Source organism: Photobacterium kasasachensis (genome assembly GCF_050336885.1).
Lineage (GTDB): Bacteria > Pseudomonadota > Gammaproteobacteria > Enterobacterales > Vibrionaceae > Photobacterium > Photobacterium kasasachensis.
On the sequence record NZ_JAKJSH010000004.1, the window covers coordinates 621,104 to 637,537 of the forward strand.

A 16,434-nucleotide genomic window follows, 5' to 3' on the forward strand; every position below is an offset into this window, starting at 1 on the left:
TGACACATCTGACTTTTATCGGAATTAACACATTGTAAAATCGTGTATTTCAACAGGCTTGTGGCCAATAATTGTGAAGCCCGCAAGTAGCCTATCCAGCTCAGATTGACTGAGGGTAAACACCTGTTTTTTCTCCCTGGCGGGCCATTTGAACTTTGCTTTTTCTAACCGCTTGTACCAGAGAGCGAAGCCTGTGGTGTCCCAGTAAAGGATCTTTATTTTGTCACGCTGCTTGTTGGTGAACAGGAACAGCGCGCCGGAGTTCAGAGGTAGGTCGGTCTCGGATTCAACCAGCGCCGCCAGGCCATTGATGGATTTCCTGAAGTCGACAAACTCCCGGTAGAGGTAGATAGCCGGAGGATGCACTAACCCTCTCATGATGACAAGGCACCAATAAGCTCGGCGACATACGAAGCCGGTGTCCCCAGGGGAATACTCAGTTCGACATCGTTGACGCTGAGTGTCATGTTGGATGCAATAGGCTTGGCGACTTGGTAATGGGTAGTCTGCTCAACCACTTCCGCCCGGACAAACCCGCCAGCTTGATTTTCACCAGTACATTCTAACAAGCGCCGTTTTGCAAAGAAGGTTGAAGTGCTTATGTCATGCCGACGGCAAAATTCCCTCTGGGTCAAGGTGCTGTTTTCAAATTGCTGGAAGATCGCCAGCCATTCTTGGTTGCTACGTCGTTGATGGGCCATGGTGTTGTCTCCATTTGGATGAAAACAACATCATATGTCTGATGTCAACTTAACTGAATGTGGGGTTCATGGGGCGCTTACACTCATAATAGTTATCCTTAGATATTTAAGTGTGGGTAATAGGGTTATAAAGTACTCTCCTACATTAAGAGGAAAGCCCTCACACATAGACATATGGACAGCGATGCATACTTTCAAGAGTTACATAGAATTTGAGGCATTGTATTGAAGAGAGAACTTGCGTTAACGGCTGATGAAAGAACTTTTATTCAAAATTACCTTAGGGAAAAACCGTACCAGTTAGATCCTGTTGGACAATTGAAGATCGACATCTAACCCATTAGCCCGCTTTATCGCAAAGAAGACGCACACTAAAGCAGTTTAGGGAAAAATCCAGATTAGAACCGCCACCCAGGGCCCTTAATCGGCAAACAAGCAGAAGATACTAAAACAAAGCCCCTGATTAACGGAGGCTTTGATTCATACTGATTTTCGATATAACTGCCAGTACGGCAGGTTTCATATCTGATGCGCCTTGCATCATAGCACTCGTTTCACTAACTGCCAGTACGGCAGGTTTTATATCGGATACGCCTTGCATAATTGCACTGGTATTACTAACTGCCTATACGGCAGGTCACGTAGCTGTAACCAAACATTGCATTGGGATTAAATCACTAACTGCCTATGCGGCAGGCCACGCAGGACTCTTTAAGGGCGATAATCTTGAACTATTTTTAGCTACCTATACGGCAGGTCACTGGCAACCTTATACGGCAAACAATTCATTTATGTTTTTAGCTACCTACTCGGCAGGTCACTGTTAAAGATAGTTTGAATGTACTTATTTATCAATGCTATTGCTTAACAACATTTCAAATATCCTTTTAGTTTAACTATTCGTAATACACTGATTTTAAAGACCAAAAAATCGTCCCATTAAAAAAAGTTACAACGATATGTCTGGCACTGTGCCACGTTTTTCTTTGTTCGTCGCAAATCCATAACTATTAAAGACAGGCTCATCCCTACTTTCTACAGCCTCCTTCTGAAGGTGTAAAATAAAATCTTGCTCCGATGAATCACTTGAAATCGGCACTCGATGAAAGTGGTCTAAAACTCGATTCTCTTCTGCCACGGGTATGTGATCTGAACCAGATGCATCAGCTCTTACCAAACTGCGTTTTATTCTACGCTTTTTAGAACCCAAAAAGCTTTTACCGATCGTCTGGTTCCGAACAAACCGTACTTCAGGCAAAGAATCAGGAACATCTGTTACGTCTGATATCTCAAATAACCCTTCACTTTTCATCACGGTTAAATAGGGCTGAAAGGACAAGCCGATTAAGAGCTCTTTTTCTTCACTAATAAATGCTATGCCGCCCCCAATTGACTCCAATGACCACTTTGGAAAGCTGATAGCAATGCTTCCCTTTACCTTATTACGGCTCGTGAAACCATGCATTGTTGATATACAGCGACCAGCCAATAAACTACAATCTGCATGCTTTGGAATAAAGCGTATCGAGAAAAAATACCGTTGTTTCATCTGCTAACCTTTAGAACGGTTGAACAAGCCGCCTTTGATAAGCACGGACATCATGTAGTGAACTTGGTTAGGAATCGTTTGAGATTGATTCATCTCTTCAATCCACTGTTCTGTATCTCTAATCAACTGGTAAAAATCATTACCAAATTTAGTGTGTCGTCTGGCAATAACGTATTCTCTGTCTGCACCATACTCATTTACTCGAAGCGGCTTATCGGCATCTTCATGCCACCAGTCATCAATCATTTGCAGTGCTGCACCTACTTTCTGAGCATGAAATGCTACCGTTTCTTGACTATTGCTCATTTCAACAGTGGCTAACTGTTTCGTCGGACGCCCTTCCTCTTTTTTATCTAAAAACTCCTGGCTTGGATAGATTTCATCCCCCCAACCAACTTTCAACTGAGCCTTCACATCCATGTAAAAATATTCCGTTGGCTCAGCTAGAGCTCGGGTTAGATATGCCGTCAATCTTTCAAGACTCTCTGTAGAATCCGCATCCCAATGACCGTACCAAGAAAGCTTCTGAGCACTTTTGACCGCTATGGATTCATCGTCATGCGTCTGCACTTCAATAGAGAGCCCTCGACATTCTTTATTCCGCCAGAGCCATGTCCCTAATAAGATATTCTTAGCAAAACGCTGAGCAAGCTCCTGGTAACCATTTAAGCGCTTATAAGTATCAGCTAACAACGTTAGCTGATTGCGTACAGAACCATCTGAACAGACATCAGGGCTTAATGAATTAGCATGGATACGTAAAGAGAAAGCGCAGTAGATTTCACTAATACCTGGTGGGACATAACACTCCTCAATAAATTGAAGGTTGGCATAAGCTAAATATTGTGGCTCCAGATTCTTTCGTTTAAAACTGTTCCCTTTGTATGCTTCTGCGTAGCCACCTTTCGGGGCCCTCAGATGAGTTCGATCGACCCTCAGCGGGCACATTTCTCCATTAACATCCAGATGGTAAAAGTAAGCTTTACCGGCAGAAAGAGAACGAATGTAGTTCAGTTGATTACAGAGTTCCATAAGCACCTAATTCTTATCTTTTTTTTATAAGAATAGTTTCGCTAGTGCATTCTAGCGACCAAAAAGCATGACCAAAAAAGTGATCTCTTCCACTAAAACGTATTTCTATTGGATTAACTCGCTTTGCCAATCCCAATGTATTTTCGGCATATGCATGTAATCCCGTTATCGAACTTTTCCGTGAAAGGGGAACTTCTAATAAATGGTACCCATTTGACACTGGCATTAACGACTCGTCTTCTTTTAAAACAGATTCCAATTCACCCAATGTTATTGGTTGTTGTTCTACAGGAGTTAACCATTCACCATAGCAGGGTAGCCCTTTCACAACCTGAAAGAGATCTGTTCGATTGCTGAAAGTTCGTAGCCAATTTTTGTTTGAAGATAACAACGGTTGAAAAACAGAACCGCCAGCAAATGATACAGGCAATGCGGCTTGTAATTTAGAGTGATAGTCTGAAAGACGCCCTCCACCACAGACCCTAATTACCAGATCAATTTCTAGATCAGAAAGCATTTCACTGCGTATTGTTGACCGTTTGGCTTTAGATACTTGAGTCTTATGAACTAATGAATTGAACTCAGTGAGCTTTGCCGTCTTTCGAATATTCTCGTCTCTTACGTAAAAGGCAAAGCTTGAAAACTCGAATCTTTCAGTATCACCAAGTAACTCATTAAACTCTCTCTGATACCGATGAACAAAGCCCCATATGGCAGTTAAAGAAGGTACACCACACAAATAGGGGCTGCTCATTGCCACAGCATCTTGGATACGCAAAGAAGAAAGGGAAACATACTGCTCATCGCCAATATTATCGACTTCTTGTTGAGGGCAACTGAGACGATTCAGGATCCACACAATTTGCGCTTTGAGTACTTGTATAAGCTTTGGATGGTAAGCAAATTTTCGAGTGTATCGATTGTTTTGGAGCGTAAAGTGTAGATGCTGGTTCAACGATGCCGCCAATAACGGAAAATCCACTTCAGGTGTACTCAAAAAAGCCTCAACCAGAGAATCATCATATTCAATTTGAAAAACCTCATGCTCGGAATCTGCTAGGTCTCTCAACTCTATTAACGGCAACATCCATCGTGCAATTTGCTTACATATTATCTTTGTTTGGTCCAGACGTGCTTTCTGTCTCTGTTTCTCTGTTTTAAGTGGTGATGCCCCGGTCAAGTGTTTTAGTATCTGACAGGTTTTAGCGTTGGTTAACTGATAATCATCAAAGTAGCAGCGGCTACGTTTTCGGCTCGAAGGTAAAGTCTGTCCTACCTTCGGCTTAACTCCAACCGGGTAGTTCAAAGCCTTCATATTGCCACCTAAACTACCGCATAAGTTACCGATGCTTGCAGAATTTGGAAATTTTAAATTCACAAACTTCAACTGACAGCTTTTATCTCTCGATTTGAGCTCTAGCATTTGTTGTAAAGCATGATTAACAACAGGTGTGATTGATAAATAATCGTCCAGCCACGGGAATCGAAGTTGCTTGCTATAAGGGCTGACGACATCAGGAAAGACTAGTTCTGGTATAGCTGAATCTATAGTATTTTTCAGGCGCTCTAGAGCTCGCGAGCTTAAACCAAAATCTTGAAGCAACGCTTGCCAGAATTCTGAACCATGTTGTAGAAGACTAAGTAAATTAACACTCTTACCTTGCCAATTGAACTGATTCAATAACCAAACAGTATGACCATAAGCCGCAGAATTATGAGCCCAACCCAATACCGGTTCAGATGAATGACTTGAAATAACAGACTCAGTAGTCGATAACGGCTTTGCGATAATACGTTGATCCTTTACGCGGCAATCAGGAAACTTCAGGTTATGGGTATGAAACCACTTCACTTCAGCCAGAACCTTCGTAACATTTTTATCATCTTGAAAATATGATGAAGCTCTTCCTTCATCTAGCCAGTTTTTACATTTTGGTTTAGTGAACGATAAATTAAGTAATATCGTGAGTGCTTCTTTTTCGATACCATCAACATCAACGTTTGCAGTATATGGCATAAATACTTTTTTCAAAGCTGCCTGCTTTTCTTCTTTGGATGCGATATCTAATATGTCACTGAGCCTACTCATAATCACCACTCTGGCAGATAAATACTAAGCCCATCACTTTCAGAGCTCATTCTGGTTAACTTAATCTCAATGATGCTTCTTAGGGTAAAAGCCGATTGATGACTAGCAATCTTTGTATGCATCCGAGGGTGAATTGCCGCCTTTATTTCACCAAATTCATACAGTCGGTAAACTTCATCCGTAGTACACGAAAGCAGTGTCGATACCTCTAAAGGGCTTAGGAGAATATCGCCAATGTTCCCTTTCACATTTGAAGGGTTATTCGCCACCAGTTTTGTAAAGAAAGATAATGCTGCCCTGAGAACAATATTTTTATCCAGTTGCCGACTTGGTAAATATCGACAGTCATTAAGTAAGCTTCCAAAAGCTTCGTTAAAAAATGTTCGACGCCAGGTTTTAAGCCGAACTACATCACCATGTTCTGCAATACAATCTAAGTCACGATGGAAAACCTCTGGCCATGAAGCGCAAGATTCGACAAAAGCATCAAAACTAATGTTTTCACTCTCACCGTACCGATTGACATACCACAATAAAAAACCATAGCGAGCTGAGCGCGTCATATCTTGCGCCATCACACCACGGTGCTCAAACTTTTCTCCCATCAACCATCGCGCCGTGAGCCGCTCTGCTTCCGAAGCACTGTTCGCTACACTCTCTGTTAGCCTATAACCGCACTCACAGTGCTCAATGCTTTCTGTTGTTTGGTACTCAAGCCTTGATGCACACTCAGGACAATGATGGATAAGCCTACAACCGTGAATGTGGCAAGCTTGATGAGGAATAAAGTGCCATTGCTGACGAATATAAGGCTTTTCATCAAGGCACTGCGGACAAATAGGTGTGAATCGTTGTCTGATAAACGCATGAGGATAGTCAACCCCGCTGCGGTTAAGTGCTTTATAGTTAGGGGAGAATTGTGATTTGGAATGCGCTAACGGAAGCCTAAGCACTCCAAAGTTGTTGAGCTTAAGCTGTTTTTCCAAATGGATAAGAACGCGCACGCGCATCTGGCTTGTTGTCTGTGCGTGATACAAATTAACGCGGTTGAGCTCCAGAGGGAAAGCACCAGCCATCGCTTCATGCTGATCTAGCGTTTGATGCCATATATCTTCCGCAAAATGAGAGTAGCGCTCGTAACCTTGATAAAGGCTCAAGCGCAGCAAGAAGCTTTCTAGCGACTCATCTTCATATAGTTCAATTTCAGGATTCACAACTCACCACTAAAACTTAGAATATCTAAGTTTTAGTGTTACCCAAAACCCTACCAATTCAAATAAAGAACATTAAAATGCGACAGAACTCACTGTAAAGGCTGGATAAAAGTTGTCCAAAAGTATTCCGCGGCTCCTTGTTGGGTTAGCTGAGTCTCATTACTTTCTTGTCGATAAAAGTTCATGCCGCTACCCTTTAAGTACAGTGACAGACCATCATCTTCTACACTCAACCAATCATTCATGCTATTGCTGTTGTCGGTTTCAGAGCTTAAATAACAGATACTATTGGTACCAAAATTTCCGCCACCATACCAAATAGTACAAACACTTTGTTGAGTCCCATTTTCATAAACATAGGCACAAAAACGTGTTGTGTTTATCGGCTTATATCTTACCTGAATGTGAGCATTGCGGTTTTGTAGCTCTTGTAAAGAGCCCTCAAAGAATCTTGCTATATAATTAAAACTCTCTTCTAGGAAGCAATCTTTATCATGATCGCTATATGTCTGTTTCAATCTCATATTGCTCGAACGTGGTAAAGCCGTATGAGACGGATTTGATACCGAAGAAACTGTACTCGCCCGTACTAGTGAAGGTGAGGAAATAGGGCTAGGCATGGTATCAATTGCGCATCTAACATCTTTTGCAACAATAGAAAGCGCTTCTTGTTGATTAGCAAACATTGTAACTGCTTTGCCATCAGTTGGTGTTGCCAATAGCTTACCAAAAGGAGCTGAATGCCAATCGCAAGGTTGAAGGATCACCGGTATCACCTTTGCCTCACCAGCATTATGCTTTTCGATAGCTCTAGCCATTTCTTTTTCATAGCAATAGTTAGACGCTAAAAAGTGGGCACTTATCAATAGCAAGATGATATCGGCATTTTCTAAGTTTTGACTTATCTCTTGATCTATTTCAGAACCAACAACGATTCTTCTATCATGCCATGCAGAGATGAGCCCTTGTCGCTTCAGCATTGATAAATGAACTTCTAGTTCATTACGTAAACCTTCATCTGTATGACAGTATGAAAAAAATACACTAGCCACTTAATACTCCAATTTGTAAATTAGTTAACCTTTTCTACTACAAAATCATCTCTCTTCACTCGCTCAATGAGATTGAGAGTATTACCAATACTCCATTGATTTGAAATTGCAATCAGCTCACCTGAAGGCAATTCAACTAAGTCGCCTTCCTTAGAGTGGAAACGCTTAAGATTATTCTCAGGAATATCATCAAACCGTTTGGCAATCCGACGACGGATAGAATTATCAAAAATACTCAATAACACATCTAATGACTCAGGCTGATACTGATCAATCCAGTCAGTCAGTCATCAGGACCAAAGCCAAGTTTCGCTTGTTGTACACCACACCTTTGTATTCAAACTTAGAATAGTCTTTAGAACCAACTTGGCCTTTACGCTGCTCCGCACGCTTTTCACGGAACTTCACTTGGTACTCTTCCAACTCTTGGGTTGGGATGATTTGTTCCGCGTTAATCAATACGTCTTCTTTGTAGCGATAAGGCGTTAAGCGAACACAACTGATATCAATGCCTTTATCACGCAACCAAATAACAGAAGTCGTTAACTCCTTACCGAAATCAGCAGATGCCAGTACGACACGGACGTCATTGCCAAAGTCATCGAGATTGCTTTCATCGAGTTCGACGAAGTCCAAAATGGCTTCTCTGGCGTTCAAGTCTAAGCCTTCTTTCTAGATGTATTGCTCAAAATAGTCACAAGCCTTATCAAACGTCATGGTCGAGATCATCGCCGCATAGCGCAACGCTTGAAGCTCCATATGCGCACCAACTTCATCACGCTTTAGCTCAATAACCACCAGATTAGCGCTTTTATCAATAGCCAGAAGATCGATACGGCGGCGGCTACTATCTTCCCAATCAGTGAATTCCTCAGAAATCACCAAACAATCAGGAGCAATGGCATCAATACAGCCTTTTAATGCTAGCTGAAGGTGTTAGCCCTCTTGCAGCCCTTCGGCTGCAAAAGTGGTTAACGTCAGAGCTGTCAGGTTCTTATTAGCAGCGATATTGTATAGACTCATTCTAATTCTCGATTAGCGAATTGTGCTTTTGGACTATCCACTCCTTGGCGCATTCACTTTTCAAAATTGAAAATACAAATATTGACTCCCAGTTATTAGGGGTCGTTTTTTGTCTGTCATGCCTTCGTAACACACTTTCTAAAGCCAAATTTAACCCCTCTATATCAATCAACTTATCTTCAGGTAATGTATGGATTTTATCCAAAGGGTACTCAACTAAGCTCGTCCACATATCTTCCATTTCGTTTACAATACCTGAAGGAATCACGACTTTTTCAACATGAAATTTAATAGATGAATACTCATTACTCGCTTGATTAATATAAACGATATTAAAAGATGCCAATGGGTAATTTGGATTAGGCCGTATTGAAAAATATATTTGCCTCTCTGAAAGACAGTTATCAAAGTACGGATGTAAAACACGCACTTCTTCTTGCGTGTCTTCATCAACACCACAAACAACATCTTTACGTTTACTGTTACAGTCACATGCAGGAACCAAATTCTTAGAGAATACAGAAAATTCTGGAAATTTCGCCTGCGGTAACAGGTGATCCAGTGTTCCTGTTCCTAAAGAACCACACATAGGGCAAACACGTCTAGAGGAAGCTCGCAACTCAGGGATAAAAGAAAAACAATCTGGCTCACTCTTGTAGTGAACTTTTAGTGCAGAGGACAACGCTTCATTGATCTGAATAGCTCTAATATTTAGAACATTTCCTGACATTATTTCATATTCTTGATAAGCATGAATCACATCTTCTAACTGGTTTTTGAGCAAAGGGTAGCTCCCCATGCTCTTATTTTCAGATGCTTGCCTTGTCTTCTCTATATCTTCATAGTCAGGGGCCGGAAGCTTTTTCATTTATATTTTTTCCATCTTACGGCGTAGTTTCATCAACGCAGCTATAGAAATATCGTCGCCAAGCTCTTCAACAACTTCGTTGAAAGACTTTTTACTTTCAACAACACGTCTATAAAGCTTGTCGGAAAGTTTATTTTCCGCGTCATCATCAAATACAAATCTAGAAATTGAATCAACAGGAGATCCAAATGTAGTTAATCGAGGTTGAACAATAGCGATCTGATTTTCATTTTCTTTAAAAACATGAACTTGCTCTTGAGTTACCTCTCGAACAAAGTATGCGGAGTGAGTAGCAATCAACGCTTGTGAACCTGTTAACTCTAGTAAAGAATCCAACAACCCAACAAAGTCAGAAATCATATTTGGGTGCATATGTGTTTCAGGCTCATCCAATAATACAAACGAACCGTTTTCTATATACAAACAACACAGAAGAGCAAACTTAAAGAAAGTAAGCTGACCGCTACTCATCGAATACAGCTCATCAGCATACTTAATTTTGGGTTCAACATTCGTGTCTATCTTAGACCAACGTGTTAGATATTCTTGCTCCCCACCTCCATAAAAAATCCTCTTTAGAGGTATTGTTGTTTTATCCTTTAGCTGAACAACAATGGTTTGAGTACGCATAACGTTCTGAAGAGAATCAAAAAACAGTGACCATCTTGACAGATCACCTATCTTCTCCTCGCTTCGAGCTAGTTGAATAAGTAACTCACTAATTGATTTAGTCGTTTTCGTCCGAGTATTTCTTGTTAGTGACAACCTACGATAGTAGAGTTTCTGAGTTTTTCTTCGCTCTGCTGGAAAGGTATTTTGTGTTTCACCAGGGGTAGCGATAGCCAATAACCTATTGATCATTGGTCTATCACCAGAGATATCATCCGACAAAGAAATCGATTTATCTTGATATCTCAAAGCTGCTCGACAAAAAGCTTTTAGGGCTTGACTTTTCCCCAAGCCATTCTTACCGATTAATATATTAATTCTTTTGGGAATATAGCTTGCAGAATCATAATTCAGCTTAATCTCATGATCATTAGTTACCCCTTCAAGGGAGTACTTCAATGTCAGTTTCTGAGATATACCATCAAACACCTCTTCTTCGACACCACCCAAAATACTTTCTGCATTGCTGAATGCGAAGAATGGCTCAGAATTACGCATAAAACCTAAGCTAAATACATCTGAACTAATTGCTTCTTCAAACCAACTCGCCTTTTTGTCTTTGTAATAGACCAGATCATTTATTGCTTCGAGCACCTTAGCTAGCACATCAGGGCTAAGTTCTTCAACTGCCTCCCTGTAATCCCCCATGCTAGGAAGCATTGTAAAGAAACGGAAGTAGTGAATCGAATCATTAACCTCAAGATGTTCTATGTACCCCATGATTTCAGCCAGAGATGTTCCATTTTTACTAAAGTATTTTAAATAATCCTCATAGATTTCGCTTTCTTCTCCCTTCTCAGGGGGGAGAAAACCGATAAAACTATCAAAATAAAAAGGCTGCTTAGATAAAGGATTTAAAAGCTTACATCGACAACGAATCTTATAGCCAAAATCGTTCCAACTATCGAACGAAGCAATCAGTTGAATTTCATTAGGAACAAGCTCTTGCTCAGTTTCTGTAAATCTTACTCTGAAGTTAATGCTCTCTTCCATCATTTAACGGCCTTATCAATAGTTGCGTCAGCAAGTTGAAGTTGAGTTTGTTTACTGTTCCCTACACGAACTCTAAGTTGTTCACAAATATCGAAGAGTTCTTCAACTACACTAACAATTTTCTTTTGTTCGTTCAGAGGAGGGATCGCCACAACAACACCCCAGAGTTTTTCAGAAATTAGTTTACAAGTACCATGAGAAGAGCGGTCAACCAAATTCACCATCTGTTCTTTTAAGCCTTGCATCATTATGAGGACATAATTCGATTCCATTTTACTAAAAACAAGAGCCTTCATATCCTGATTTATAACTACTGGTTTCTGAGTAAGAGCAACAGGGAAAGAGTGCGCGAGAATCATTCCTCTAACAACCATTAAGAGGCTGTTCACAGGTATGAGCTTAACCGTAGTTTCCTCAACGGCTTTTGATGTAACACTATCAATCGCAGAATCTATGTAACTTCGTTTCATGTCCTTTGGAGAAACCCATGGGATATCACCTTCCCAATATTCTGGATTAGCCTTAGATGGTGTACCCCCACCTAAGTCATATCCGAGTTCACCCAAACGACACCACTCCCACCCATTCGGTAGTTCAAACGGCTTTTCTTCATCCATTATTGGCGGCAAAGCTTTCTGCTTTTTGATTTTCTTCTCTTTGATAAGCTGCGCTTTTTCTTCTGCAATACGCTCTAACAGTACAGAAGCAGGCTCATCATTCGGGTCTTGCGGTACCAATTTACCCATCACAGCTAATTGCAGAATCGTCTGTTTTAGCTGGTCGATGCTCTCTTCTGTGGTAAACAGGGTATCGAAATGCTCACTAATACGTGTCCAGTTTTGCATTAACTCGTCGGCATCCGCACTATTGGTTAAGGTGCCCAATAGGGTTGTGACGAGTACCTGATGCGCCTCAATACTCGCTTCGGTTTGTTGCTCTAGTTGGTCGCAGAGTGCCATTAGCTGGTCGATTTTAACAGCAATACGCTCTTGCTCTTTTTTAGGTGGTAGGGCAACAACTATTGGATATACTTTTTTACCAGAAATTACTGGTTGGGCTGTTGCACTATCATTCTCACTCAAGTTAGTCGCTTTAAGTAACCAAACTAAAAAGCTTTCATCTATGTTTGCATGAGAATATTTAGTAATAAACGCATTATCTGTAACCCAGGCACTATTTGGGGTTAAGTGTACAGAACCACAGTAAAAACCAACACGACCGATAACAATTGTTTTATTTGATACATTGCTCTCACTGTGAAAGCCTGTGATACCATTTCCACCATATACTGGTATTTTTCCTGAAGTATCCATTTTCTTGGCAGTTAAGTTCTTACCTGATGAAATTTGAATAATTTCTTCCAAGCGAACAAAAGTCCAATTGATTGGCAATTGACATGGAAACTCAGAGTCAGAAATCGGTTTTATTGCCTTTAGTTTTTTATTTTTTGCTTCTGCCCGCCTTTCCTCTCTAATACGCCCTAGTAATACAGAAGCAGGCTCATCATTGGGATCTTGAGGTACTAACTTACCGCGCACAGCTAATTCCAAAATTAGCTCACGCAGCTTTTTAACACCATATAGTTCAAGCTTTTTGCTGCTACCACGACCTGATGCTGATTTAGTTTTGACTGCCGAGGTCCAAATATCAATGTTGTCGGTAATTAGCTTTTCTACAGACATGATTACACCTCTGCCTCACATTCTGGTTGAGAGACTGATGATTTCAGGGCATCACCCAGAATGTTTTTCAGCTGGTTGCGCAGTGCTGTAATCTCTTCCTGCTGCTGTTGGTAGCTTGCGAGCAATTCTTCCGGATCATGGCTAATCACTTCACCCTGATACGGGTTCTTAATATCCAGGTTGAAATTACGCTCGATGATCTCGTCAATCGATACTTTCCATGCGTGGTTGTTCTCTACACGGCTGGCAAAACCATCGTCCTCATTACCCCACCAATCGATCTCTTGCTGGAACTCTTCAAACTTCATCGGTTTGGTTTTGCTGTAGTTCTTCACACCCTCTGGGTATGGGTGCTCGTAAAACCAAACATCTTTGGTTGGCTTGCCTTTGGTGAAGAACAGAATGTTGGTTTTAATGCCTGTGTACGGGTTGAACACACCATTAGGTAAGCGGACGATAGTGTGCAAGTTACACTCTTCAGTCAGCATCTTTTTGATTTTGGTTTTAACGCCTTCACCAAACAAAGTACCGTCAGGTAGTACAACGCCTGCGCGGCCCCCGCTCTTGGTAGCAGAGCCTTCATCAAGCACTTCAATAATCAGCTGTAGGAACAAATCCGCCGTTTCACGGGTTTGCATTTCCGCAGGGAAGTTCTTTTCAATACCGTCTTCTTCTGTACCACCAAACGGAGGGTTGGTCGCAATCACGTTGATGTTGCTGTCCCAGCTTGAAAGCGGTTTGTTCAGCGTGTTGCCGTGCTTGATTTGCACTGGCACCTCAATACCATGCAACATCATGTTGGTGATACAGAGCAAATGCGGCAACTGCTTCTTCTCGACACCGTGTATCTGCTTTTGCAAAGTCTGGTGATCAGTTGCGTTCTTCACATAGTTGTTTTTCACATGATCAAACGAACAAGCTAAAAAGCCACCCGTACCGGTTGCAGGATCCATAATAGACTCACCCAGTTGTGGGTCTAAACGGTTAACGATAAAACGAGTAACCGCACGTGGTGTATAGAATTCACCTGCGTTACCGGCACTTTGTAAGTCTTTTAAGATCTGCTCGTAGATGTCACCAAACAAGTGACGTTCGTTGGAGTTGGTAAAGTCGATTTCATTGAGCTTGTTAATCACCTGGCGCAACAGTGTGCCGTTTTTCATGTAGTTAAAGGCATCGCTAAATGCTTCTTTCACCACAAAACCACGCGGGTTCAAATCTACGGGAGCTGTCAGGTTTTTCAGTTTGTAGAACAAGTCGTCGTTAACGAATTCAAGTAGCTCGTCACCCGTAATGCCCTCGGCATCTTGTGCCCAGTTACGCCAAAGATATTTTTCAGGAATCGGCGCTTTGTAATCGTCCAGTTCTAACTCTAACTCTTCTTCCTGCGCATCAAACACTTTAAGGAATAACAGCCAAGACATTTGACCAAGACGCTGCGCGTCACCATCGACTCCGGCATCTTTACGCATGATGTCTTGAATGGATTTGATAACAGAACTGATAGACATACTTTTCTACTATTAAATAACAAATAATTAGAGCGGATTATACCGCAGTTAAACAACGGGTTCAGTGAACATATTCCACTACAATCTAGCTTCCGAAAGGCTCTTGGGAGTATCGGAACAAAAGCTCATCATTATCAGATAATGTGATTGCCAAGTGACCGAGAAAACTTGGCCATCGTGATATTGAAAGAGGAGTAGGCATCACTCTGGAAGCCAATGTTGCCAACATAACGTCATGAGTTACCCATACATGGTAACCCACGTCTGCACTACTAAGTGAAACGCGTACTTGCTGGAGAAATGATTGCACGGCTGGTCCAAATTCAGCGAAACCCGGCATAGGTGAAGATGCAGAAAGCAGATGTTCATTCACCGTGGCATGCCCTTTCGTTTGCCACTGCTGCCAGGCCGCTTTGCCGTTTTCGATGATAAACCCGGGATCACCAAGCAAGCGGCTATGCTCAATATCATCCACTGGGTATCCATGCACCTTGGCAATAATTTCTGCCATTTCCAGGCATCGACCTATCGGGCTACTCTTTACCGACACAACAGGGCCTGCAATTTGCGAGGCAAACTCCGCTGTGTCTTGCTTGCCTTTTTCTGTCAGCAAAACATGGTTACCGACTTCTGTCGGTTTAATTTCTGGCCGCTCTGCGTGCCTGACAACAATCAGTGTTTTCATCGCGTATTCCCCTTTAATCATGACAGGCTCTGCGAACATTCAAGTTTCGAGGCTGAGGGCTGTGCGCTTTTCCTGAGCATGATATACAAGCCCCAAGTAATTAACGCATCGAAGGTAATGCCCAAACCGAACATCACAGCAACTCTGGTGAGCGTTGGCTCAAACCAACCGATTTGATAAAGAACAAATGTCGTGCCATAGAACAGGCTGTTGACTATCAGTGATTGATACAACATAAGATCTGTGCGACCAATCCCATAGAAATAACTATCTATGACATTGTTCAGGGCAAACACGACGTAAAAACCGATCATGATAAACACAAGCTTCGCCACTTGCTCTGCATCGTCTATCCCCATTACTGAGCGGATAAATTCTTCCCACTGTGGGGCTGTAACAAGCCAAGCGAGCACAATGCCAGCAGTAAGCCATAAGTAGCTGTTAACTCGCTGGCTAGTTAATCCCCCATTGGTTGCGGCATCTTGCTTTACCAGCTGGCCTAAAGCGAGCACAGGAAGTAACAACCATCCCCAGATAAACTGGTTGGCAACCCAGAATGTACCTGCGTGCTGTAGCTGGTTCATCAGTTGCAGTATCATCACGATAAACGCAGTATTACGCACCAGCGATTCAAGCCCCGACTTCCAGCCAATCTTAAACCACTCCATCAGCCAACTTTGGTTTCTGAACTGAATATCTCCCAATAGTATTCGGATACCATTATTGCTCATAAACTGAAATGCAATGACAACCAATACCAAGTTAACAATGATATTGGTGATGGCGATGCCGCTAACGCCTAGCTGGAGTGAAAAAGGCAGTTGGCTGACCAGCAAACTATCACAAGCTACCGTCAAGATAGTTTGTGTTATCAGTAGTCCATACAGCGCCTTTTGTTTGTTTTTCAACACTAAAACCAAGTTGAAAAACGCGTAACCGCTGGAGACAAAGATGGCGATAGATTCCAGTCTTATATATTGAATAGTCTGCCCTAGCAAAGCTACTTGCTGTTGCATGGCTCGAACCATTTCTGGTGTAAACAGCAAGACTACAAGCGTCACTGCCGCATAACACATCACAAGAAAGCTGAGCGATGTTGCTGCCCGGAGCCGAAACGCTGCCGACTGGCTAATCGCTTGCCCCAGGATAAACGCCAGTGGGATTAATAACGCTTCACTGATCACTTCATAGCCTACATTTAGCCACGCAACCTGAGCCGCAATACTAAACGCCCAGGAGTCAGGCATACTACCGAGAAAATGTATCCTGGTTGTGGAATACAACAGAGGAATAAAACTGGTAAGGATCAATACCATCCATAGTTTATAGTTGATGGCTTTGAAGTTCTTCTGCAACACAATTTCTT

The 16,434-nt window shown here is 42.0% G+C and carries 16 protein-coding genes; all 16 read right to left on the reverse strand.

Going from position 1 to position 16,434, the window contains the following annotated elements:
• Positions 1-24: 24 nt before the first annotated feature.
• Positions 25-378, reverse strand: coding sequence for an IS66 family insertion sequence element accessory protein TnpB (gene tnpB / locus L4D19_RS02615; protein WP_428451055.1), 354 nt, complete (start codon positions 376-378; stop codon positions 25-27).
• A complete protein-coding gene (gene tnpA, locus L4D19_RS02620) occupies positions 375-701 on the reverse strand; it encodes an IS66 family insertion sequence element accessory protein TnpA (protein WP_428451056.1) in 327 nt (108 codons plus the stop codon). The genes tnpB and tnpA overlap by 4 nt, the downstream gene beginning before the upstream one ends.
• A 949-nt stretch (positions 702-1,650) precedes the next feature.
• A complete protein-coding gene (cas6f, locus tag L4D19_RS02625) occupies positions 1,651-2,250 on the reverse strand; it encodes a type I-F CRISPR-associated endoribonuclease Cas6/Csy4 (RefSeq protein ID WP_428451057.1) in 600 nt (199 codons plus the stop codon).
• 3 nt (positions 2,251-2,253) lie between these two features.
• The gene (gene csy3 / locus L4D19_RS02630; RefSeq protein ID WP_428451058.1) at positions 2,254-3,282 is read right to left on the reverse strand and encodes a type I-F CRISPR-associated protein Csy3; all 1,029 of its coding nucleotides are present in this window, start codon (positions 3,280-3,282) and stop codon (positions 2,254-2,256) included.
• A gap of 13 nt (positions 3,283-3,295) precedes the next feature.
• Positions 3,296-5,371 (reverse strand): type I-F CRISPR-associated protein Csy2, encoded by a 2,076-nt coding sequence (locus L4D19_RS02635; protein WP_428451059.1) that lies wholly within the window; start codon positions 5,369-5,371, stop codon positions 3,296-3,298.
• 2 nt (positions 5,372-5,373) lie between these two features.
• On the reverse strand, positions 5,374-6,585 hold the full coding sequence (locus L4D19_RS02640) for a TniQ family protein (protein ID WP_428451060.1): 1,212 nt from the start codon (positions 6,583-6,585) through the stop codon (positions 5,374-5,376).
• Positions 6,586-6,674: 89 nt separating this feature from the next.
• Positions 6,675-7,637, reverse strand: a complete 963-nt coding sequence (locus tag L4D19_RS02645) for a toll/interleukin-1 receptor domain-containing protein (protein WP_428451061.1) — start codon at positions 7,635-7,637, stop codon at positions 6,675-6,677.
• 20 nt (positions 7,638-7,657) lie between these two features.
• Positions 7,658-7,876, reverse strand: coding sequence for a hypothetical protein (locus tag L4D19_RS02650; protein ID WP_428451062.1), 219 nt, complete (start codon positions 7,874-7,876; stop codon positions 7,658-7,660).
• Between the two features lie 40 nt (positions 7,877-7,916).
• Positions 7,917-8,294, reverse strand: coding sequence for a hypothetical protein (locus L4D19_RS02655; RefSeq protein ID WP_428451063.1), 378 nt, complete (start codon positions 8,292-8,294; stop codon positions 7,917-7,919).
• A gap of 15 nt (positions 8,295-8,309) precedes the next feature.
• Entirely contained in the window at positions 8,310-8,519 is a 210-nt protein-coding gene (locus tag L4D19_RS02660) for a hypothetical protein (RefSeq protein WP_428451064.1), read from the reverse strand.
• 142 nt (positions 8,520-8,661) lie between these two features.
• Entirely contained in the window at positions 8,662-9,528 is an 867-nt protein-coding gene (locus L4D19_RS02665; RefSeq protein ID WP_428451065.1) for a hypothetical protein, read from the reverse strand.
• Positions 9,529-11,193, reverse strand: coding sequence for an AAA family ATPase (locus L4D19_RS02670; RefSeq protein ID WP_428451066.1), 1,665 nt, complete (start codon positions 11,191-11,193; stop codon positions 9,529-9,531). It abuts the gene before it with no gap.
• Positions 11,190-12,872 (reverse strand): restriction endonuclease subunit S, encoded by a 1,683-nt coding sequence (locus tag L4D19_RS02675; RefSeq protein ID WP_428451067.1) that lies wholly within the window; start codon positions 12,870-12,872, stop codon positions 11,190-11,192. The genes L4D19_RS02670 and L4D19_RS02675 overlap by 4 nt, the downstream gene beginning before the upstream one ends.
• Positions 12,873-12,874: 2 nt before the next feature.
• A complete protein-coding gene (locus L4D19_RS02680) occupies positions 12,875-14,383 on the reverse strand; it encodes an N-6 DNA methylase (RefSeq protein WP_428451068.1) in 1,509 nt (502 codons plus the stop codon).
• Between the two features lie 85 nt (positions 14,384-14,468).
• The gene (locus L4D19_RS02685; RefSeq protein ID WP_428451069.1) at positions 14,469-15,068 is read right to left on the reverse strand and encodes a histidine phosphatase family protein; all 600 of its coding nucleotides are present in this window, start codon (positions 15,066-15,068) and stop codon (positions 14,469-14,471) included.
• Positions 15,069-15,085: 17 nt separating this feature from the next.
• Positions 15,086-16,426: an MATE family Na+-driven efflux transporter gene (locus tag L4D19_RS02690; protein ID WP_428451070.1), complete on the reverse strand. Its 1,341-nt coding sequence runs from the start codon at positions 16,424-16,426 to the stop codon at positions 15,086-15,088.
• Positions 16,427-16,434 lie beyond the last annotated feature (8 nt).